Here is a 19728-nt window from a genome sequence, read left to right as displayed (position 1 = left end):
TTGCCCCGACTGTCAAGAATTTCACGGGCGTGGATGTCGATGATTGTGCTCATTAGGCCGATCCCTGTGGCTGCATTCAGTTGCACGCCTCATAGCATCACGGATTCAAAAGTAAACCGGACCCGTTATCGCTAACACTCGTATTTCCACAGGTTTAGGGTTAACAGCCAATTGTTTGGGCTAACGTGCGACGATCCGTCAGGCGGCAACGGCCAATTCGCGCGCCAAACGACGCTCACGGATAAAAGTATACATGCCAGACAGGATAATCAGAGAGGCCCCAGCAAGTGTCATTACGTCAGGACGTTCGCCGAACATCAGCATCCCCGCAGCAATCGAAAAGACAAGGCGCGTATAGCGGAACGGTGTCAGCGCCGAGGCCTCTCCGATCCGCATTGCCGTTACGATGGCGTAATACGCCAAAACGCCAAAGCCGATCGCGCCCAGATAAGGTCCAACTTGTCCGGTCTGCAGCGGAGCGACGGGTTGCGCCGACAAGACCATAAGGGCTGCACCCGCCAGCGCGATCGCCACATAAGCCTGCAACGCCACAACGGACGACGCCACACGCGCATCAAGCTTGCGCGTAATCAAATCGCGCGCAGCGATTGCGACTACGGTTGCCACAACGAAAAGCGATTCGGGCTGAAACCCCGCCAAACCAGGGCGAATAATCATCAGGACGCCGACAAAACCAATTCCGATTGCACTCCACCGCCGCCAGCCGACATGTTCCCCTAGAAACAGCGCGGCCCCCATGGTTACTGCCAAAGGCATGGCCTGAAAGACCGCAGCGACTGTTGACAGTTCCACCAGCGACAATGCCGTGACAAAAGTCACCGCCCCGAATGCCTCGGCCCCTGCCCGCGCCATCGGCAACGGTTGCCATGCCAGCGGATCAAATATGCGCTTTCGGGTTACCAGCGACATACCTGTAAACAGGAACCCGCAGCTTACCCCCAGAACAATCATGATCTGACCGGTGGGAACACTGGTCGACAGGTGCTTGATGAACATATCCTCAAGCGCAAAGGCCGCCATCGACCCGATGATCAGCAAAATGCCGTGTACGTTGTTCATGCGCGTTTCCAAAGAAAGGGGCAGGTAAATGCCAAGCCCTCAAATCAGGAAAACCGTAACATCCCAAACGCCGCAAGCGATATTGCGACGTGTTTCATGAAATCGCGTGCGACTGCCAATCGCGTTTCGTGATGGGTCAGTCCTGTTCCAGCGGAACACCGTACAGTTCTAGCCGGTGCCCTTTCAGCTTGTATCCCAGCTTTGCCGCGATCTTCTCTTGCAGCGCTTCGATGTCGGGGTCTACGAATTCGATGACTTTGCCCGACTGCATGTCGATGAGGTGGTCATGATGATCCCTCTCAGCGTCCTCATAGCGCGCGCGGCCGTCGCCAAATTCCAGACGTTCCAGAATTCCCGCCTCTTCGAACAGTTTCACGGTGCGGTACACGGTAGCTATCGAGATCCCCGAATCCACCTCTGACGCGCGCGCATACAGCTCTTCGACATCCGGGTGATCCTCACTTTGCTGCAGCACATGTGCAATGGTACGGCGCTGACCTGTCATGCGCAGGCCCTTGGCCTCACAACGGGCGATGATCGTATCGGACATGAGTGACCCTCGGGGCTTTTTCGGTTCTCTGTCTTAATACGTCTGTGCGGCTGGCGCCACAGGGGATTTGCATTCTATGCGGCGCGCCGAAGATCAGCCCATATCGGTAAATGATCCGAAGCGATATGCGCGGGCCGAGCGTCATGGACACCATGCAGGATGGCCTCTAACCCGTCGCCCAGCGCAATCCTGTCCAACGCGCCCAGTGGCTGCGCGGCGGGAAAGCTGGGAACTGGTGGCAGAAACCGCATGTCCGGCGCCAGATGATCCAACACCGGCTGCCGCGACCATTCGTTGAAATCGCCTGCCCAGACCGTCGGCATCTGATCGAGATCATCATCGAACCGCCGCAGATGAGTGATCTGCTGACGTCTGGACGCAGGCAACAGGCCCAGATGCATCCCCATAACCCGCAGTGGGCCGATTTGGGTATCAAACTCGACCCGTACCGCGCCCCTAGGCTCTAACCCCGGCAGGTCGTGGTGACCTTTCTGGCGTTCCTGAATTTTATCGCCACGCCAGATGACAGCGTTGCCGTGCCAGCCCAGACTGCCCGCACCGCCCAGATCAACGATCTGCCAACCCGCTTCATCCAACATAAAATGAGGCAGAGCCGCCGGTCGTGGAGGCAGGCGTTTGTCAGCCTCTTGCAACACCACGATATCGGCTTCCATGCTTTCGATCACCTGCAGGATGCGCTGAGGCTGGCGACGAAAATCAAGCCCGACGCATTTCTGGATATTGTAACTCGCAATGCGCAGGGTTGAATGAGTTTGCATTTGGACCTGATCAAACATTTGAACCAAGAGTGCCACGATGGTTGTCAGGTGCAACCCCCCGACGCCCGAATGATGCGCTTATACAGAATTTTGAAGGCGGCCTCGTTCAACAGCCCATGATATCCGCGTTTCAAAGCCGGACATGGACCGACGTACATGTTCCACTTGATCCCCAGCCAACGTTCACTCTATCCCGGCGACAGGCTAATGTTGCTTGCCGATTTTCGAGGACGTTCATGATTTCGAACCCAGTTCATACGGACAATACCACCCGCGCCAGCGTAATCCTTGTCATTGGCGGAATGATGTGGGGGCTGTATTGGATTCCGGTCCGGTTCTTCTATGACCTTGGCTTGACAGGTCCGTGGCCAGGTATCGCGATGTATAGCTCGGCCCTGCTTGTTTTGATCCCTCTGGTTTGGCGCGAGCGTCTGGCGCTGGCCTTACAATGGCGCAATCTCGCCCTTAGCGGGATGTTCACCGGGGCAGCGTTCAGCCTGTATTCCCTGAGTCTTGTCTACACGGACGTCGTCCGCTCGATCCTTCTGTTCTATTTGACGCCAATCTGGGGGACGATGCTTGGGCTGGCTTTCCTGGGCGAGCGTCTAAGCTGGGGTCGCTTTGCTGGGCTGGTCTGCGGGATCGCAGGGTTGTTCGTTGTGCTGGGCGGCGACGGCTTTGTGCCATGGCCGCAAAACGCAGGCGACTGGCTGGCGCTGGCGTCGGGCATCTGTTGGGCGCTGGGGACCCTTGGGCTGTATCGGGCCAGCAGTATTTCCGTTTCCGGGCAGGTGTTTGCCTTTGTGTTGGGCGCACTGATCCTGTCTTTTCTCAGCCTCGCCCTTATTCGCGGCCCGGTTCTGCCCGCCCTCGCCCAAGGCGACTATCTTTGGGTCCTTCAACTTGCCCTTCTGTCCGCCCTATACACGCTGCCCATGGTCTATATGACGATCTGGCCCGCGACCAAGCTGTCGCCCGCGCGGGTCGGCATCCTGTTGATGAGCGAGGTTGTCGTCGGTATCGCTTCGGCGGCTGCATTTTCGGGCGAACCCTTCGGTTTGCGCGAACTGTTGGGTGCCGTCCTGATCGTCAGCGCAGCAGTCTTGGAAATCGTGCGCAAATAACCACAAACACTTACGTCCCACAGAATGTCGCGTGCACCACTTCGCTCTGAGTCGGCGGGCGTTTGAGGTCGGCCTCATCGGGTTGTTCCTTAAACGGCTGCGCCAGAACCCGGTTCAAGCGATGGAACGGGCCATAGTCACCTTGCACAGCCGCCTCAATCATTTGTTCAACCCGATGGTTGCGCGGGATAAAGGCGGGGTTTGCTGCGGCCATGACCGGGAATGGATCGTCTTCCCGCTGCAACCGAGCCTTCCAACCCTCAGCCCATGTGTCAAACGCAGCCGGGTCCGTGAATTGAGCGCGGGCTGTATCGCTGCCCAGCGCGCGGAACGTATTGGTGAAGTCGGCCTGATTTTGCGCCATGCGCACCAATAGATCAGTAATCAACCCCTCATCCCCCTCTTCCGAGATCGACAGTCCCAATTTGGACCGAAAGCGCGCTTGCCAGTTCTCTTGCAGCAAGTCCGGCATGGCATGAACAATCTCGGTCGCCTCTTCTACTGCGGCCTGCTTGTCCTCGACCTGCTGGATCAGGGCGGTGGCAAGCTGCGCGGCATTCCAAACGGCAATCTCAGGCTGGTTGGAATAGGCGTAGCGGCCCATACGGTCGATTGAGCTGTAGACCGTATTCGGGTGATAGGTGTCCATAAAGGCGCAGGGTCCATAATCTATGGTCTCGCCCGCGATCGAGCTGTTGTCGGTGTTCATAACGCCGTGAATGAAGCCCACGCTCATCCATGCGGCGATCAGTTCGGATTGTTTCTGGACAACGGCGCGCAACAGACCCATTGGCCCTTTGGCCTGAGGGTAGTGCCGTTGAATCGCGTAGTCCGTCAGTTGGCGCAGGCTGTCAAACTGGCCGCGCGACGCAAAGACTTGAAACGTCCCCACACGCAGATGGCTTTGCGCAACCCTTGTAAGCACAGCGCCGGGCATAGGCCCTTTGCGCAAGACAACTTCACCGGTCTCAACCGCAGCCAGCGCCCGCGTCGTTGGAATGCCCAGCGCGTGCATCGCCTCAGACACGATGTATTCCCGCAGGACCGGACCCAGCCAGGCCCGTCCGTCGCCCTGTCGGGAAAACGGTGTTGGGCCCGAGCCTTTGAGCTGAATGTCCCGGCGCACCCCGTCGTTTCCAACGGTCTCCCCCAACAGCACGGCGCGACCGTCACCAAGTTGAGGGTTGTAGTTTCCGAACTGGTGCCCAGAATAAAGCTGCGCGATCGGCTCTGACCCATCGGGCAGCGTGTTTCCCGCAAACGCCTCGGCCATTTCATGCACATCGCCTGGAGCGACGCGCAAAACACGCGCAAGGTCTTCGTTGAACGCGATCAGTTGCGGCGCGCGTACGGGGATCGGAGCCTGCCTTGCATAAAAGCTGTTGGGAAGCCGGGCATAGGTGTTGTCGAACGGGATTATCAGGGTCATGCGGCAAACATATTCCTGATCCGGCCGAATACCATAGCGGATCACGCAAACCCGTGCATAATCATTCGCAACCACGAGGCACCAATGACTGCACAAGACATCATCGACCACCTGAAACTGCAACAACACCCCGAAGGCGGCTGGTTTCGCGAAACCTGGCGCGCGGAAAACGAAGGTCGCGCCACGGGCACCTGCATCTATTTCCTATTGGCAGAGGGCGAGCGCAGCCACTGGCACCGCGTCGACGCGACCGAGATTTGGCTATTCCACGCTGGTGCGCCGCTTATCCTGTCCATCAGCGATACAGATACCGGGCCTGCCGTGGATCACGTGCTGATCCCTGACCTTTCCAAGGGCGCGCCCCAACTGATTGTGCCAAAAGGCCATTGGCAAGCCGCCCTGTCCACCGGGGCTTACACCTTGGTCAGTTGCACCGTGTCACCGGGGTTTGAGTTTGACGGCTTTGAACTGGCCGACCCCGGCTTTGACATTCCCCGAGGTTGAAGAATGGATCACCGAGCCCTCATAGCCTCGATTCCGCCGGAGGAAAAAGACCGCCTGCAAGAGCGTTCGAACCTCGCAGGATTGCGGCACCTTTCCCTATATGTCCTGCTGCTTTTGGTTACGAGTTTAGGCATTGCCTTACGGGTCCCGCTCTGGCCACTTCTGCTGCTGCCTCAGGGTCTGCTTCTGGTGTTTCTGTTTACACTCAGCCACGAGTGCACGCATAAGACGCCCTTTCGCACCGGCTGGCTGAACGACGCGGTTGGTCACCTTGTTTCGGTGCCTATTGCCCTGCCCTTCACGTGGTTTCGGTACTTTCATCTGGCCCACCACAAATGGACCAATGACCCGGACAAAGACCCGGAACTGGACGGCAAACCCAGACCGGAGCGCTGGCCTGACCTTTTGATCTACCTCAGTGGCTGGCCGTACTGGAAAGGCATGGCGCTCGTTCTCTTTCGCAACGCGACCGGAAAGATCGACGCGCCCTACCTACCCCAGCGACAGCATCGCGCCATACGGATTGAGGCAGTTATGTTGCTGGGCCTCTATACGCTTGCTGGCATCAGCCTGATCTTCACACCGATCCTGTTCTGGCTGTGGCTGCTTCCGGTTCTAATTGGACAGCCATTTCTGCGCCTTTACCTATTGGCAGAACACGGCCTCTGCCCACCGGTCGCCAATATGCTTGAGAATTCACGCACCACCTTCACCAACCGGATAATCCGATTTTTGGCGTGGAACATGCCCTTTCACGCGGAACATCATGCGTTTCCGAATGTGCCTTTCCACCAATTACCGTCCCTGCACGGCTGGACGAAAGCCCATCTGCAATCCACCTCGGACGGATATTCTGAGTTTACGGCAGACTACGTGCACGCGCTGGAGCGCTGATCATACCACCGCCGACAAGCGCCCTGACTCCGGTCGTTCCCGGGCACGAGGTCGGCAAACCCTTGGCCACGCGGACGGCGAGATAGGCGAAGGCCTGCGCTTCCAGCATGTCTCCGTCCAGACCTACGGCCTCGACCGGTTCGACCGCGCAGTCGAGGCCCGCGCGCAGCATTTCCATCAAAACCGGATTGCGGCGGCCTCCGCCCGTGACCAGTACGCGCGCGGGGCGCTTGGGGCAATGCTCCATCCCCTGCATCACGCCTGCGGCGCACATGCCCGTCAAGGTTGCCACGGCATCGGCGTCGGACAGTTCCTGTACCAACCCGATCATTTCTGCGAAATCGTTCCGGTCCAGCGATTTGGGCGGCACCTTGTTAAAGAACGGCTCGGCCAGAAACAATTCAAGCGCACCCATCTCGACCGTTCCGCCGCGCGCAACTGCGCCATCCCGGTCCATCGGCAAACCAAGCCGTGTTTGCATCAGGTCATCGACCGGCGCGTTGGCCGGACCGGTATCAAAGGCCAGCAGCGCGCCGGGGGCTTCGGGGCCATCAAAACTGGGGTCCACGTAAGTCAGGTTCCCCACCCCGCCGAGGTTCAGAAAACACAGAGGTTCCTTAGCTCCGATCCATTTGGCACAGGCGAAGTGAAAGAACGGCGCGAGCGGTGCGCCCTCACCCCCCATCGCCACGTCGTCACTGCGGAAATCCCACACGACGGGAACACCCAACGCCTGAGTCAAACCGTCTCCGTCGCCCACCTGCAAGGTTCCCCGCCCACCCGGTTCATGTGCAAGGGTCTGGCCATGAAAGCCGATCAGATCGATCTCATCGAATTCAGACAATGCTTCGGCATGGGCGATGGTCACCAGTTCAGCGGCGGCATCGACTTCGGGACCATGCCAATGGCCCAGCGCAGACCTGAGTGTGGCACGTTCTTCGTCGGAATAAGCGCGATAGCCGCTGGGACCGAACCCCATGATGCGCACCCCGTCGGTTTCGACCACGGCTGCGTCCACGCCATCCAAAGACGTGCCCGACATTGCGCCCAGTGCTTTGACCGTATCCGTCTTGCCTATTACCCGGCTCATGCCTTACCTCTTGCGTCTTTCGCGCCCGTTGGATCAGCGCGTTGGCCACAACCTGCACGGTAACGTAAACACAACGCAAGCCACATAAGGCGCACCGCGTGCTTTTCCTGCAAAAGGTGCCTTTTCCTTGCCACCCCCACCGCCTATACACTGCCCCGCAACACAAAGCCAAAGGGCACGGATATGACCTACCACCCCAAATCGGATTTCATCGCCACGATGATCGAGCGCGGCTTTCTTGCCGACTGCACCGATTATCAAGGCCTTGACGACGCGCTGATCAGTGGGGTGCAAACAGCCTATATCGGTTATGACGCAACCGCGCAGTCGCTGCATGTCGGTCACCTGATGAACATTATGGTTCTGCGCTGGCTGCAAAAGACCGGTCACAAGCCGATCACCCTGATGGGCGGCGGCACCACCAAGGTGGGTGACCCCTCATTCCGGTCGGACGAACGCCCCCTGCTGGGCCCCGAACAGATCGACGCCAACATCGCCGGGATGCAGAAGGTTTTCGCCAAGTACCTGTCCTATGATGACGGCGACACCGGCGCGTTGATGCTGAACAATGCAGAATGGCTGGACAGCCTGAACTACCTCGATTTCTTGCGCGATATTGGGCGGCATTTCTCGGTCAACCGGATGCTGTCCTTTGAATCCGTAAAATCCCGTCTGGACCGCGAACAATCGCTGTCTTTCCTCGAATTTAACTACATGATCCTGCAGGCCTATGACTTCCTTGAGCTGAACCGTCGCTATGGCTGTGTTCTGCAGATGGGTGGCAGCGACCAGTGGGGCAACATCGTCAACGGGATCGACCTGACGCGCCGGGTTCTGGATCAGGAGATTTATGGCCTGACGACGCCTCTGCTGACCACCAGCGACGGCCGCAAGATGGGCAAATCGCAGGGCGGAGCGATCTGGCTGAACGGAGATATGCTGTCGCCTTATGAGTTCTGGCAGTTCTGGCGCAACACCACCGACGCCGACGTTGGCCGCTTTCTGAAGATTTTCACAGAACTGCCCGTGGGCGAGTGTGACCGTCTGGCCGCGCTGCAAGGGTCCGAGATCAACGAGGCCAAAATCCGCCTCGCCAACGAGGTCACCACCCTGCTGCACGGGGCCGAGGCCGCCGCGACCGCGGAAGCCACAGCGCGCGAGGTGTTCGAGAAAGGCGGCGTGGGTGACGATCTTCCGACCCTGACCATCGGTGCGGATGAATTGCCTGCCTCAATCGTGCAGTTGATCGTTAAGTCCGGCCTCGCCAAATCCGGCAAGGAAGCCAAGCGTCTGATCGCCGAAAACGGAGCCAAACTGGACGACGCACCACTGACCGACGCGGGGTTGATGATCGACGCAGGTGCGCTGTCATCGCCGATCAAGCTGAGCGCAGGAAAAAAGCGGCACGCGCTGGTGCAACTGGGCTAAACGCTCGATTGAACCGATAGGCAACACAAGAAAACGGCCACCCTATTGGGCGGCCGTAATTTTTTGGAAAGCTGGTTTTGAGGCCTCAGCGTTTCCCGCCGTTGCCGTTTCCGCCGCCATTGCCGTTTCCACCGCCTTGGCCGTTGTTGCTACCGCCGTTACCGGTCCCGGGGCCTGAGCCTCCGGTGTTTCCACCGCCATTACCAGAGTTGCCGCTGTTCCCGTTTCCATTTCCGGGGCCACCGTTGCTACCGCCGTTGCCGTTTCCGCCGCCCTGGCCGCCGCCATTGCTGCCACCGTTGCCGTTTCCGCCGCCTTGGCCGTTGTTGCTGCCGCCGTTACCGGTTCCGGGTCCCGAGCCTCCGGTGTTACCACCACCGTTACCAGGATTGCCGCCGTTGCCGTTGCCGTTGCCGGGGCCGCCGTTGTTTCCACCGTTGCCACCGCCGTCATTGTTCCCGCCGCCGCCGTCGTTGTTCCCGCCGCCGCCGTCATTGTTGCCGCCGCCGCCGTCATTGTTGCCGCCGCCGCCGTCATTGTTGCCGCCGCTGTCGTTGTTGCCGCCGCCATCATTGTTGCCGCCGCCGCCGTCATTGTTGCCGCCGCCGTTATTGCCACCCGGACCAGATCCCGCTTGGTTCCCTTGATCGTCGTTCGGGTTTTCACCCGAATTGGAAGTTGCCCCAATCGACGCCGTCGAGAAATCTGTCAACAATGCGGCCAAAGCGGGGCATTGCTCGCCCGTGACGGCTAATGTTGCTTCGAAATCCGACCGCCGCTGCAGGCGCTCTATGAAGCTTGGCGTCACTTGCGTACAATCACACAGGGCTTGATATTCGCCCGCGTTGGCCGCGATCCGTGCCGTTCTTGCGTTGCAAACTTCTGTCGAAGCCTGCGCAGTTGTTGCCATCAACACCCCGACGAACGGGGACACCACCAAGGCTGAAACGCTTGATTTCAGTCTTATCCGCATCATTAATCTCCTTGCGCCCTAAAAACCCAAGTCCTTCAGGATCTTCGATTACAAAGTGGAAGCCGCAGATGAAGCGCGGTTAAGCGCATGCTGAAAATGCGTTAACAAAGGGCTCGCCACCACTCATCACACTCGACCAGAACACCAGTTGTGACGGTTATGGCGCATGGATATACAATATGTACCTGCGCCACCAATCAAATGTGGTCACAATGTGTCAAAATTAAGGAGAGGTTACCGAAATGCAACTACCCTCAACCGGCGCCATAGTCACAGGCGGCGCATCCGGGCTTGGAGAGGCAACCGCTCGGTACTTTGCCGAAAACGGAGCACAGGTCACTATTCTGGATCGTGACGCCGAGCGCGGAAATGAGGTTGCGGCCGAAATCGGCGGGCACTTTGTCGAGACGGATGTGACGGATGAGGCGTCGGTCGCCGCTGCGATTGACTATGCGGTAGACAAGATGGGTCGGATCACCACTGCTGTGAACTGTGCTGGCATAGCCGTAGGCATCAAGACGGTTGGGAAAGAGGGCCCTCACCCACTGGACCCATTTCAACGCACGATCGACATTAATCTGGTTGGAACTTTCAATGTTTCGCGTCTTGCAGCCGAACAGATGGCAAAGAACGCACCCGAGTCCGACGGCGCACGAGGCGTGATCATCAACACGGCGTCGATTGCGGCGTTTGATGGTCAGAAAGGCCAAACCGCCTATGCCGCATCCAAGGGTGGCATTGTGGGTATGACATTGCCCATGGCCCGTGACCTGGCCTCATCCGGTATCCGCGTGATGGCCATTGCACCGGGAATTTTCATGACGCCCATGCTCGCTGGCCTGCCGGAAGAAGTGCAACAGCAACTGGCGGCGGATGTCCCGAACCCTGCCCGCCTTGGCGACCCGCGTGAATTCGGGCGGTTGGCCGGGTTCATCGTCGAAATGGGCTATCTGAACGGTGAAGTGATCCGTATCGACGGCGCCCTGCGGATGAGGTGACCGTCAGACGCCTTCGGCCTTTTCTTCCAGCATCAGCCATTCTTCTTCGGCTGCTGCTAGCTTCTCTTGCCGTTCAACCAGCGCCTCGGTCGCTTTCTGGAACTTGACCGGCTCGCGGGTGAACAAGTCGGGATCGGACATGAGCTCTTCGAGCTTACCGATCTCGGCCTCAAGCCGTTCCATTTCAGCAGGTAGCTTTTCCAGACGGTGTTTTTCGGAAAACGACAGGCCCGATTTGGGCTGATTTTCCTGCTTTACTTTAGGTTTTGAAGGTTTTGTTTTCTCAGCCTTCCTTTCGAAAACGTCACCGCGCTGCGCAATATAGTCGGACCACCCGCCCGCGTAGACTGTGGCGCGGCAATTGCCCTCCATCGCGATGGTGGTCGTGGCGACGCGGTCCAGAAAATCCCGGTCGTGACTGACCAACAGAACGGTCCCGTCATAATCGTCCAGCAGTTCCTGCAGCAGGTCTAGCGTTTCCACATCCAGATCGTTGGTCGGTTCGTCCAGCACCAGCAGGTTCGAGGACTTTGCCATCAGCTTGGCCAACAAAAGCCGCGCTTTTTCTCCACCTGACAAGGACTTGACGGCAGCCCTTGCCTGCCGTTCGTCGAAAAGGAATTCCTTGAGGTAGCCGACAACATGCTTGGGCTGGCCGCCCACCATCACCTGATCAGCTTTGCCGGAAACGCGCATCTCGGGGTCACCGGTCAGGCTGTCCCACAGGGTCATTTCCGGGTCCAACTGCGCGCGGGTCTGATCAAAAACGGCAATCTCAAGGTTGGTTCCAAGCGACACAGAGCCTTCGTCCGGTTGCTCCTGCCCCAGCAACATTTTCAGCAGGGTCGTCTTCCCCACACCGTTGGGGCCGACAAAGGCCACCCTGTCCCCGCGCTGCACCAACAGATCAAAGTTCCGAACGATCTGCTGCGCCCCGAAAGATTTGGCCAGCCCCTTAGCCTCGATCACTTTTCTGCCTGACTTGGGTCCGGCTTCCAGCGTCATCGCAGCCGAGCCCTGACGCTTGATCTGCGCTGCTTTCTCGGCCCGCAGCGCCTGCAACGCGCGAACCCGACCCTGATTGCGCTTACGCCTCGCACTGATGCCTTCGACGGCCCATTTCGCCTCAGATTTGATCAGGCGGTTCAGTTTGTGACGCTGCTGATCTTCTTCTTCCCAGACTTTGTCGCGCCACGCCTCGAATGCTTCAAAGCCCTGTTCTTGCCGCCGAACAACCCCACGGTCGATCCACAGAGTCGCGCGGGTCAACGCGCGCAGGAATGCACGGTCGTGCGAGATCAGGACATAAGCCGCACGGGTCGACCCCAACTCGCGTTCCAACCAAGCAATCGCCTCGATATCCAGATGGTTGGTCGGCTCATCCAACAGCATCAGGTCGGGCGCTTCGGCCATCAGCTTGGCCAGCGCTGCACGGCGGCGTTCACCGCCCGAGGCTGTCTCAACAGCGCGCGACGGATCAAATTTCAAACCCTCACCCGCGCGTTCGACCTTGTAAAGCTCTCCGGGCTCCAACCCGCTGGAGGCATAATCGCCAAGCGTGGCAAACCCCTCCATCCCCGAGTCCTGCTCCATATAACCCACAGATTTTCCAGGGGGGATGACGATGTCGCCTTGATCGGCCTCAACCAGCCCCGCCATAACTTTCATTAGTGTCGACTTACCGGACCCGTTCCGCCCGACCAGCGCAACGCGGTCGCCCGGCTGAACCACCAGATCCAGCCCCGAAAACACCGGGTCGCCCCCAAAGGTCAGGGAAATACCGGCCATCTGCAACAAAGGAATTCTCGCCATGCCCGCCAGCTAAACCGGCAGGGCCAAGGCGTCAACGGCGATTACCCGACAACCGCGCGCAACAGCCGCTTTCGCGCCGGAGGGATCGCCCTAATCTCAAGCCCGGTAAAGACGTGGAGCGTATTCATGTGGCGATCGACAACAGCGTGATCGCTGACCCAGCCGCCCATCATCAGATAAGTGCGCAGCAACGGCGGCATCCGCAGCATTGCCTTCTTGGCATCGGGCCTGCGTCGCAGCCTTGCGGCAAAGCGGAACACATCGGGCGCCTTTACGCGCGGCAACCAGCGCTTTGGGGCCAGGTGGCGATGTTTCAGCATGGCAAACGCGTCCAGATATTCGGAAGTTTCTGTCCCGGCAAACGATGAGCAACCGAACAGCATTTCCACATTGTTTTCGTCCACATAGGCGGTCATTGCCCCCCATGCGACGCGCAGGATATCGGGGTCAGTCCAGTCAGGGTGAACGCAGAATCGCCCCATCTCGACCATACGTCCGGTGAATCCTTCAAGCGCCGAGAGGTCATAGAACTGGGCGGAATAGCTGCGGCTGATCTCGGACCCCTGATCCATCGTTAGCATCCGAAAGCAGCAAACCACTTGCCCCTCGGCGCGCGTATCCTCGACCAGAATATGTGCGCAGAGAGGATCGAAACCGTCCTGATCCACCTGTTCTGTTCCAAAGGCCAGCGTCCGCAGTCGCTGCGCCGCCGCAATATCCTGCGGCGTTCGCGCCAGACGCGCGCGGTACCGGCCCTTGCCGAGCAATAGTGCCATGGTCGCACCTCCGCGGTTGCAGACCCGTTTCTTCCTGCTGCGTGACTATCACACTATGTGTGACCATCGTGTGACTGCGACAAGAACTGGCTTCAAATTAATTGGTCGCGCCGGGAATGTTCGCAGGGTTGAAGTTGCCAATGTTGCCAAGCAGTTGACGCAGGAAGCCCCGACCCTCGATACTGGAATCGGTCACGCGGCGATCCAACTGAACGACAACTCCGTCCTCAAGCCCGTAGCGCTCGATGTTGCGGACGACGCCGCGCTGATCAAAGCTGATCGCGACCAGTTGACGTTCGACGACTTCGGGGCGCTTAGGGCCGTAGTGACGGACTTTGGAACGCACATAGTAATAACCGGAATCCCGTACCACGCCGGACGACGTTGGCGCGCCGACGGCTTCGACCACGCTGTCGCGGGTGTCTACGCCGACTTTGATCTCGGCCAGTTCTTCTGGTGTGGGGACATACCCGTGATTCTCGAAAACAGGCGTACACGCACCAGCGACAACCAGACACGCCCCAAATACAAGCGCTTTGGACGCTGGTTTCAACCTGTTCACAACCTTCAACATTCACACCCTCTTGCCTTGGCCCCTTGCGGACCCTATCCGATTACATCAAACCGCAGCCCCGGTTCAACACAGGAAAGGGTCACGAATGAGCAACCAGACGTCTCTGCGGGTCGCAGACCTGCCCCAGAACACGCCAACCGCCTTTGATCTGCGCCCGGATGCCAGATGGCTGGATGTGATCAAAGAGGATCTTGGCCTGCTCGGATTGCGCAAACTCAGCTTCGTGGGCGAACTGCGCGCGCAAGGCAAACGGGACTGGGCTTTGACCGGTAAATTGGGTGCAACGGTCATTCAGCCGTGCGTCGTGACATTGGAACCGGTCACGGCCAGGATCGACACGCCAGTATCCCGCATGTTTCTGGCAGATTGGTCAGACCCGGACGAAGAAGAGTTCGAGATTCCCGAAGGCGACGACTCGGAACCTTTGGGAGCAGAGATCGACCCGGCGCAGGTCATGATCGAGGCGCTGTCGCTGGCGCTGCCGCAATACCCGCGCAAGGACGGTGCGGAACTGGAACAAGCCGACTATACTGAACCGGGCAAACAGGCGATGACAGATGAAGACGTCAAACCCTTTGCCGGGCTTGCCAGTTTGCGCGATGCGATGAAAAAAGACGAGTGACACCGCGCAGATTTCCTGTCATAGCACGCCCTCAGAAAAATCGCTTGAACATGTCGAGAATCGCAGTATTTTCGCGCGCTCATCGGAATTTGGGTTGGACATTGCGGGGCTCGTCCCCTAAACGCGCGTCAAACCACGAGAAAAACGAAGAATGAAACCCGGCCCACAGCGAATCTGTTGGCCCTTAGTAGACAAAGGTTGAGACCATGGCTGTCCAACAGAACAAAGTTTCCAAGTCGCGCCGCAACAACCGCCGCGCACATGACGCTCTGGTTGCTGCAAACCCGAACGAATGCCCCAACTGTGGTGAGCTGAAGCGCCCGCACCACGTCTGTGCGTCCTGCGGCCACTATGATGACCGTGAAGTCGTCGCTCAGGCCGACGAAATCGACCTGGACGAAGACGCGGCCTAAGCCTTTCTTAGTGCAGGCCAAGGCATGACAGATAAGCCCAAGCACGCCGGACGGATTACCATTTCGGTTGACGCAATGGGCGGAGATTCGGGGCCTGCCACAGTTGTGGCAGGTATTGCGCAATCAGCGAACAAGAACCCCGACATTGCCTTCATCCTGCACGGGCCCGAAGCCCTGCTGCGCAAACTTGTCGCCAAACGACGTGTCCTGAATGGGCGCGTCGTTTTTCGTGATTGCCCCGATGTGGTCACGATGGAAGACAAGCCTAGTCAGGTTGTTCGCAACGGCAAGCAGACCTCGATGTGGTCGACGCTGGAATCAGTCCGTCTGGGCGAGGCGCATGGCGCCGTGTCCTGCGGCAATACCGGCGCGCTTATGGCCCTATCCATGATGCGGCTTCGCAAACTGCCGGGCGTGAACCGTCCGGCGATTGCGATTCTGTGGCCTTCTCGCAACCCGCAGGGCTTTAACGTGATGCTGGATGTCGGCGCAGATGTACGCGCCGACGCCAAGGACCTGCTTCAATACGCGCTGATGGGCGCGTCCTATGCCCGCAACGGCATGGCGTTGGAACGACCACGCATCGGATTGCTCAACGTCGGAACGGAAGAGCACAAAGGCCGCGCCGAATTGAAAGAAGCGCATTCGATGATCGCGGACTTCGCGGATCAGGCCAGCTTTGACTTTGTGGGCTTTGTCGAGGGCAGTGACATTCCCGGAGATAAGGCGGATGTCGTTGTAACCGATGGGTTTACCGGCAACGTCGCCATCAAAACCGGAGAGGGCACCGCTAGCCTGATCGGTGACCTGCTGCGCGAGGCGTTCAGGTACTCTCCGTTGTCCCGCCTGGCCTCTGTGCTTGCAATCACTTCGCTGAATCGCCTCAAAAAGCGTATCGACCCGCGCCGTGTGAATGGCGGAGTTTTTCTGGGTCTGAACGGGACAGTGGTCAAGTCACATGGCGGCGCTGACGCGACAGGGGTGTCAGCGGCGGTAAAACTGGCTTTCACCTTGGCCCAATCGGGGTTTGCTGAAAAATTGGCGGCACGGGTTGCATCCACAGCCGAGCTTGCACAAGATGCCGCGCACGCACCGCCGAAAGCGGGCGAATAACAAAAAAGGCAGTACCTCAGGATGGCAGGCCGTTCAGTTGTAGTTGGTGTCGGACATTATTTGCCAGAGCGCATTGTTCCGAATTCCGAGTTTGAAAAGACGCTCGATACGACGGATGAGTGGATCAGAACCCGCTCGGGTATCGAACGGCGCCACTTTGCCGCAGACGATGAAACAACGTCGGATATGGCAACCAAGGCCGCCGAAGCTGCGCTGGCAGACGCCGGCCTTACGGCTGATGACATTGATGCCATCGTTCTGGCAACTTCGACGTCGGACCTGACCTTCCCTTCTGCCGCCACCATGGTGCAGTCGCGACTGGGTATGACCAGGGGTTTCGCCTTTGACGTTCAGGCCGTGTGCGCCGGGTTTGTCTATGCCCTGACCAACGCCAACGCCCTGATTCTGTCGGAACAGGCCAAGCGCGTGCTGGTCATCGGGGCCGAGACATTTTCGCGCATCATGGACTGGACTGACCGATCGACCTGCGTGTTGTTTGGCGACGGTGCAGGCGCGCTGATCCTGGAGCGTCAGGAAGGCAACGGAACCTCGGACGACCGGGGCATTCTGGCCACCGATCTAAACTCTGACGGGCGCTACAAGGACCTGCTTTATGTCGATGGCGGTGTTTCCACTCAAACCACCGGCTTTCTGCGGATGAAGGGTAACCAGCTATTCCGCCAAGCTGTTGAACGTTTGACGTCAACTGCCGAAAATTGCTTGGAAAAAGCCGGTTTAGGTCATGAGGATGTGGACTGGATCGTCCCTCATCAGGCAAATATCCGCATCATTCAGGGCACCGCCAAGAAGCTGGGCGTTCCGATGGATCATGTCGTTGTTACGCTTCAGGACCACGGCAATACTTCGGCCGCTTCGATTCCGCTTGCGATGTCAGTGGCAAAGCAACGCGGTCAGTTCAAACCGGGCGATCTGCTTGTGACTGAGGCAATCGGTGGTGGATTGGCATGGGGTTCAGTCATCCTGCGGTGGTAACAGGCGCAAAACGGCTTACACACACGACTGCAATTCATTGATATTGACAGTGAATTTGCCCTGACCCTATGCTTTACCATCAATAGGGGAATAGGCATGGGCGACAAAACACTGACCCGAATGGATCTGAGCGAGGCCGTCTTTCGAGAAGTTGGCCTTTCACGCAACGAAAGCGCGCAACTGGTTGAAAGCGTTCTAAACCATATGTCCGACGCGCTTGTGCGTGGTGAGCAGGTCAAGATTTCGTCGTTCGGCACGTTCAGTGTGCGCGACAAAACTGCCCGTATCGGCCGCAACCCCAAAACCGGTGAAGAAGTTCCAATTCAGCCGCGCCGCGTGCTGACCTTCCGCCCGTCGCACCTGATGAAGGATCGCGTCGCCGCAGGAAACCGTAAATAAGATCAGGACAGCAGGGTCATGAGCAAGTCCCCAGACGCCTTTCGCACAATCAGTGAAGTTGCGGATTGGCTGGGTGTGCAAGCTCATGTGCTGCGATTCTGGGAAAGCCGTTTCAGCCAGGTAAAACCGGTAAAGCGCGCAGGTGGTCGTCGGTACTATCGTCCGAATGACATGCGGCTGCTTGGTGGTATCAAGAAACTGCTGCATGAGGATGGCATTACCATCAAAGGCGTTCAGCGCATCCTTCGGGAACAAGGTATAGCGCATGTCGCTTCGCTGTCGCAGGGTCTCGACGAAACGGCACAACCCGATCCGATCGCTGACAATAACGTTGTTGTTCCATTTGCAACCAAGCCAGCCCCTGCCCAAGAGCAGATTACGCTGGATCTGGAGGCGGCCAAGCCACCTGAACCTGCGCGACCGGAACCGGCTCCGGTCGTCGAAACATCACAAAATGACGCCCCTCAGCAATCCGAACCAGAATATCTGGATGAAGCACCGCTGATGGGGGGCATTGCGACTCAGGCGTGGAACAGAACGGATTTCGACGACAGTCTGTTGCGCCAAATCGCACCGGTCGCCAAAGAGCTGCGGGCCGTGCTGGATCGAATTGAAAACCGATCGGCGGGATAAGAAAAAAGGCGATGATTTCCTCTTGCCCCTGCCGGGAAAGTCTTTATGAACACCCCAACGTCGGGCTATGGCGCAGCCTGGTAGCGCGTCCGTCTGGGGGACGGAAGGTCGCAGGTTCGAGTCCTGCTAGCCCGACCAAATCACACCGACGTTTATGGCAGACAGGCCAGATCCCGCTCTGGCAACAGGGGGGATCGGAATGACAGGCGTATGTCCAAACCAGCAGATCGAAAGCATGATTGCGCGCGGTGAGATTACCGCCGAGCCCGCGATCATCGACCCGCAGGTGCAGCCGGCCAGCCTGGACTTGCGCCTGGGAACAGTGGCTTACCGCGTACGCGCATCCTTTCTGGCGGGCGAAGGACGCTCAGTCGCCGACCGTTTGGCCGAGTTCGAGATGCACCGGATTGATATCAGCCATGGCGCGGTTCTGGAAAAGGGCTGCGTTTATCTTGTTCCGTTGATGGAATCACTTGCCCTGCCCGACAGCATAACCGCAGTCGCCAATGCCAAAAGCTCGACCGGGCGACTGGACTTGTTGACCCGCACCATCACCGATGGCGGGACCGAGTTTGACCGGGTGCCCGCAGGGTATTCTGGCCCCTTGTATGCCGAAATCTGCCCCCGCTCGTTCTCGGTTCTTGTACGACCGGGTATGCGGTTGAACCAGATTCGCTTCCGCGAGGGTCAAGCGGTGCTGAGCGACGCGGAACTGACCGCACTGCACAACGACTCGCCCCTTGTCGATGGGCCTGCCGTCATTCAGGACGGGTTGGGTTTTTCGGTCGATCTGCAACTGCCGGACACCGATCTGGTCGGCTATCGCGCCAAACCGCATACTGGTGTGATCGACCTTGACCGGATTGGAGAATACGACCCACAGGAATACTGGGAGGAGGTGCGTACCACCGATGGACGCATCATCCTTGATCCCGGTGCGTTCTACATTCTGGTCAGCCGCGAGGCGGTTCATATTCCGCCCATGTACGCTGCGGAAATGGCCCCTTACCTGGCCATGGTTGGCGAATTCCGCGTGCATTATGCTGGTTTCTTCGATCCCGGGTTCGGACATGCCGCTGCTGGCGGCGCGGGATCGCGCGGCGTTCTGGAAGTGCGCTGCCACGAAGCCCCCTTCGTGCTGGAGCACGGGCAGGTTGTCGGACGGCTGGTGTATGAGAAAATGGCCGAAATGCCCACTCAGCTTTATGGAGCGGGTATCGCCTCAAACTATCAGGGACAGGGCCTGAAACTGTCCAAGCATTTCAAAGCAGTCAGCTAGAACTTTATGAAACGGCGCATCTGACGGGTCATCCGCTGCGCCTGCTTCATATTCTGTTTCTGCCGATTGGCGTTCTGCTGCATGTGACGGTCAGCCGTTGGGTCAGCTTTGGCGTTTGGCTGTTTTCCGGATTGGCGCCCCACACGACCTGCCATGTCAAAGCCTTTGTCCACACCCTTACTGACAAGGCGGCGCATAACCTGACGCACAATCATGTCGATCAGTCGATTGGCATTCATCGCTTAACTCCGTCTTCCAGATCCGA

Annotated in this window: 22 protein-coding genes and 1 tRNA gene; 13 read left to right on the top strand and 10 right to left on the bottom strand. The window is 58.5% G+C overall.

Annotated elements, in window-relative coordinates; translation table 11 throughout:
* Window positions 1–198 precede the first annotated feature (198 nt).
* The 3 genes from GOV88_RS12625 to GOV88_RS12615 form a co-directional block, all read right to left on the bottom strand.
* Window positions 199–1080 (bottom strand): DMT family transporter, encoded by an 882-nt coding sequence (locus GOV88_RS12625; protein WP_171240645.1) that lies wholly within the window; start codon window positions 1078–1080, stop codon window positions 199–201.
* 136 nt (window positions 1081–1216) lie between these two features.
* Entirely contained in the window at window positions 1217–1630 is a 414-nt protein-coding gene (locus GOV88_RS12620; RefSeq protein WP_171122310.1) for a Fur family transcriptional regulator, read from the bottom strand.
* A gap of 74 nt (window positions 1631–1704) precedes the next feature.
* Window positions 1705–2409, bottom strand: coding sequence for an endonuclease/exonuclease/phosphatase family protein (locus tag GOV88_RS12615; RefSeq protein WP_171122308.1), 705 nt, complete (start codon window positions 2407–2409; stop codon window positions 1705–1707).
* Window positions 2410–2645: 236 nt separating this feature from the next.
* Between GOV88_RS12615 and GOV88_RS12610 the strand changes: the two genes are divergently transcribed.
* Window positions 2646–3533, top strand: coding sequence for a DMT family transporter (locus GOV88_RS12610; protein WP_171240644.1), 888 nt, complete (start codon window positions 2646–2648; stop codon window positions 3531–3533).
* A gap of 10 nt (window positions 3534–3543) precedes the next feature.
* On the opposite strand, the gene GOV88_RS12605 is transcribed toward GOV88_RS12610, so the two are convergent.
* Window positions 3544–4962, bottom strand: a complete 1419-nt coding sequence (locus GOV88_RS12605) for a YdiU family protein (protein WP_171240643.1) — start codon at window positions 4960–4962, stop codon at window positions 3544–3546.
* Between the two features lie 84 nt (window positions 4963–5046).
* On the opposite strand from GOV88_RS12605, the gene GOV88_RS12600 reads away from it, so the two are divergent.
* Window positions 5047–5466 (top strand): cupin domain-containing protein, encoded by a 420-nt coding sequence (locus GOV88_RS12600; RefSeq protein WP_171240642.1) that lies wholly within the window; start codon window positions 5047–5049, stop codon window positions 5464–5466.
* A 3-nt stretch (window positions 5467–5469) separates the two neighbouring features.
* Entirely contained in the window at window positions 5470–6360 is an 891-nt protein-coding gene (locus GOV88_RS12595) for a fatty acid desaturase (protein WP_171240641.1), read from the top strand.
* On the opposite strand, the gene GOV88_RS12590 is transcribed toward GOV88_RS12595, so the two are convergent.
* Entirely contained in the window at window positions 6326–7450 is a 1125-nt protein-coding gene (locus GOV88_RS12590; RefSeq protein WP_171240640.1) for an anhydro-N-acetylmuramic acid kinase, read from the bottom strand. The genes GOV88_RS12595 and GOV88_RS12590 overlap by 35 nt on opposite strands.
* A gap of 183 nt (window positions 7451–7633) precedes the next feature.
* Between GOV88_RS12590 and tyrS the strand changes: the two genes are divergently transcribed.
* Window positions 7634–8878 (top strand): tyrosine--tRNA ligase, encoded by a 1245-nt coding sequence (tyrS, locus tag GOV88_RS12585; RefSeq protein WP_171240639.1) that lies wholly within the window; start codon window positions 7634–7636, stop codon window positions 8876–8878.
* A gap of 85 nt (window positions 8879–8963) precedes the next feature.
* On the opposite strand, the gene GOV88_RS20350 is transcribed toward tyrS, so the two are convergent.
* Window positions 8964–9851: a hypothetical protein gene (locus GOV88_RS20350; protein WP_174834534.1), complete on the bottom strand. Its 888-nt coding sequence runs from the start codon at window positions 9849–9851 to the stop codon at window positions 8964–8966.
* Window positions 9852–10093: 242 nt separating this feature from the next.
* On the opposite strand from GOV88_RS20350, the gene GOV88_RS12575 reads away from it, so the two are divergent.
* Complete coding sequence (locus tag GOV88_RS12575; protein WP_171240638.1) at window positions 10094–10849, top strand: 3-hydroxyacyl-CoA dehydrogenase; 756 nt, start codon at window positions 10094–10096, stop codon at window positions 10847–10849.
* A gap of 3 nt (window positions 10850–10852) precedes the next feature.
* Here the strand turns inward: GOV88_RS12575 and GOV88_RS12570 are convergent, their stop codons facing one another.
* The 3 genes from GOV88_RS12570 to GOV88_RS12560 form a co-directional block, all read right to left on the bottom strand.
* The gene (locus GOV88_RS12570) at window positions 10853–12661 is read right to left on the bottom strand and encodes an ABC-F family ATP-binding cassette domain-containing protein (RefSeq protein ID WP_254449230.1); all 1809 of its coding nucleotides are present in this window, start codon (window positions 12659–12661) and stop codon (window positions 10853–10855) included.
* A gap of 41 nt (window positions 12662–12702) precedes the next feature.
* On the bottom strand, window positions 12703–13437 hold the full coding sequence (locus tag GOV88_RS12565) for a GNAT family N-acetyltransferase (RefSeq protein ID WP_171240637.1): 735 nt from the start codon (window positions 13435–13437) through the stop codon (window positions 12703–12705).
* A gap of 97 nt (window positions 13438–13534) precedes the next feature.
* The gene (locus tag GOV88_RS12560; RefSeq protein ID WP_171122288.1) at window positions 13535–14011 is read right to left on the bottom strand and encodes an outer membrane protein assembly factor BamE; all 477 of its coding nucleotides are present in this window, start codon (window positions 14009–14011) and stop codon (window positions 13535–13537) included.
* A gap of 85 nt (window positions 14012–14096) precedes the next feature.
* Here GOV88_RS12560 and GOV88_RS12555 point away from each other — a divergent pair, with 85 nt between their 5' ends.
* From GOV88_RS12555 to GOV88_RS12520, 8 genes are all read left to right on the top strand, one after another.
* Window positions 14097–14633, top strand: a complete 537-nt coding sequence (locus GOV88_RS12555) for a DUF177 domain-containing protein (protein WP_171240636.1) — start codon at window positions 14097–14099, stop codon at window positions 14631–14633.
* Between the two features lie 206 nt (window positions 14634–14839).
* Window positions 14840–15046 carry a 50S ribosomal protein L32 gene (rpmF, locus tag GOV88_RS12550; protein WP_008756996.1) on the top strand — a complete coding sequence of 69 codons (207 nt, stop codon included), beginning with the start codon at window positions 14840–14842 and terminating at the stop codon, window positions 15044–15046.
* Between the two features lie 24 nt (window positions 15047–15070).
* Window positions 15071–16159 (top strand): phosphate acyltransferase PlsX, encoded by a 1089-nt coding sequence (plsX, locus tag GOV88_RS12545; RefSeq protein ID WP_171240635.1) that lies wholly within the window; start codon window positions 15071–15073, stop codon window positions 16157–16159.
* Window positions 16160–16180: 21 nt separating this feature from the next.
* A complete protein-coding gene (locus tag GOV88_RS12540) occupies window positions 16181–17152 on the top strand; it encodes a beta-ketoacyl-ACP synthase III (RefSeq protein ID WP_171126589.1) in 972 nt (323 codons plus the stop codon).
* A 96-nt stretch (window positions 17153–17248) separates the two neighbouring features.
* Window positions 17249–17551 (top strand): integration host factor subunit alpha, encoded by a 303-nt coding sequence (gene ihfA / locus GOV88_RS12535; RefSeq protein WP_008755922.1) that lies wholly within the window; start codon window positions 17249–17251, stop codon window positions 17549–17551.
* Between the two features lie 18 nt (window positions 17552–17569).
* Complete coding sequence (locus tag GOV88_RS12530; protein ID WP_171122280.1) at window positions 17570–18184, top strand: MerR family transcriptional regulator; 615 nt, start codon at window positions 17570–17572, stop codon at window positions 18182–18184.
* Window positions 18185–18245: 61 nt separating this feature from the next.
* Window positions 18246–18322, top strand: a tRNA-Pro gene (locus GOV88_RS12525).
* Between the two features lie 61 nt (window positions 18323–18383).
* Complete coding sequence (locus GOV88_RS12520) at window positions 18384–19463, top strand: 2'-deoxycytidine 5'-triphosphate deaminase (protein ID WP_171240634.1); 1080 nt, start codon at window positions 18384–18386, stop codon at window positions 19461–19463.
* Here GOV88_RS12520 and GOV88_RS12515 read toward each other — a convergent pair.
* The gene (locus GOV88_RS12515) at window positions 19460–19702 is read right to left on the bottom strand and encodes a hypothetical protein (RefSeq protein ID WP_171240633.1); all 243 of its coding nucleotides are present in this window, start codon (window positions 19700–19702) and stop codon (window positions 19460–19462) included. The genes GOV88_RS12520 and GOV88_RS12515 overlap by 4 nt on opposite strands.
* Window positions 19703–19728 lie beyond the last annotated feature (26 nt).

The organism is Ruegeria sp. HKCCA5491, assembly GCF_013034565.1.
GTDB lineage: Bacteria > Pseudomonadota > Alphaproteobacteria > Rhodobacterales > Rhodobacteraceae > Ruegeria.
This window is presented reverse-complemented; position numbering and strand designations above follow the sequence as displayed.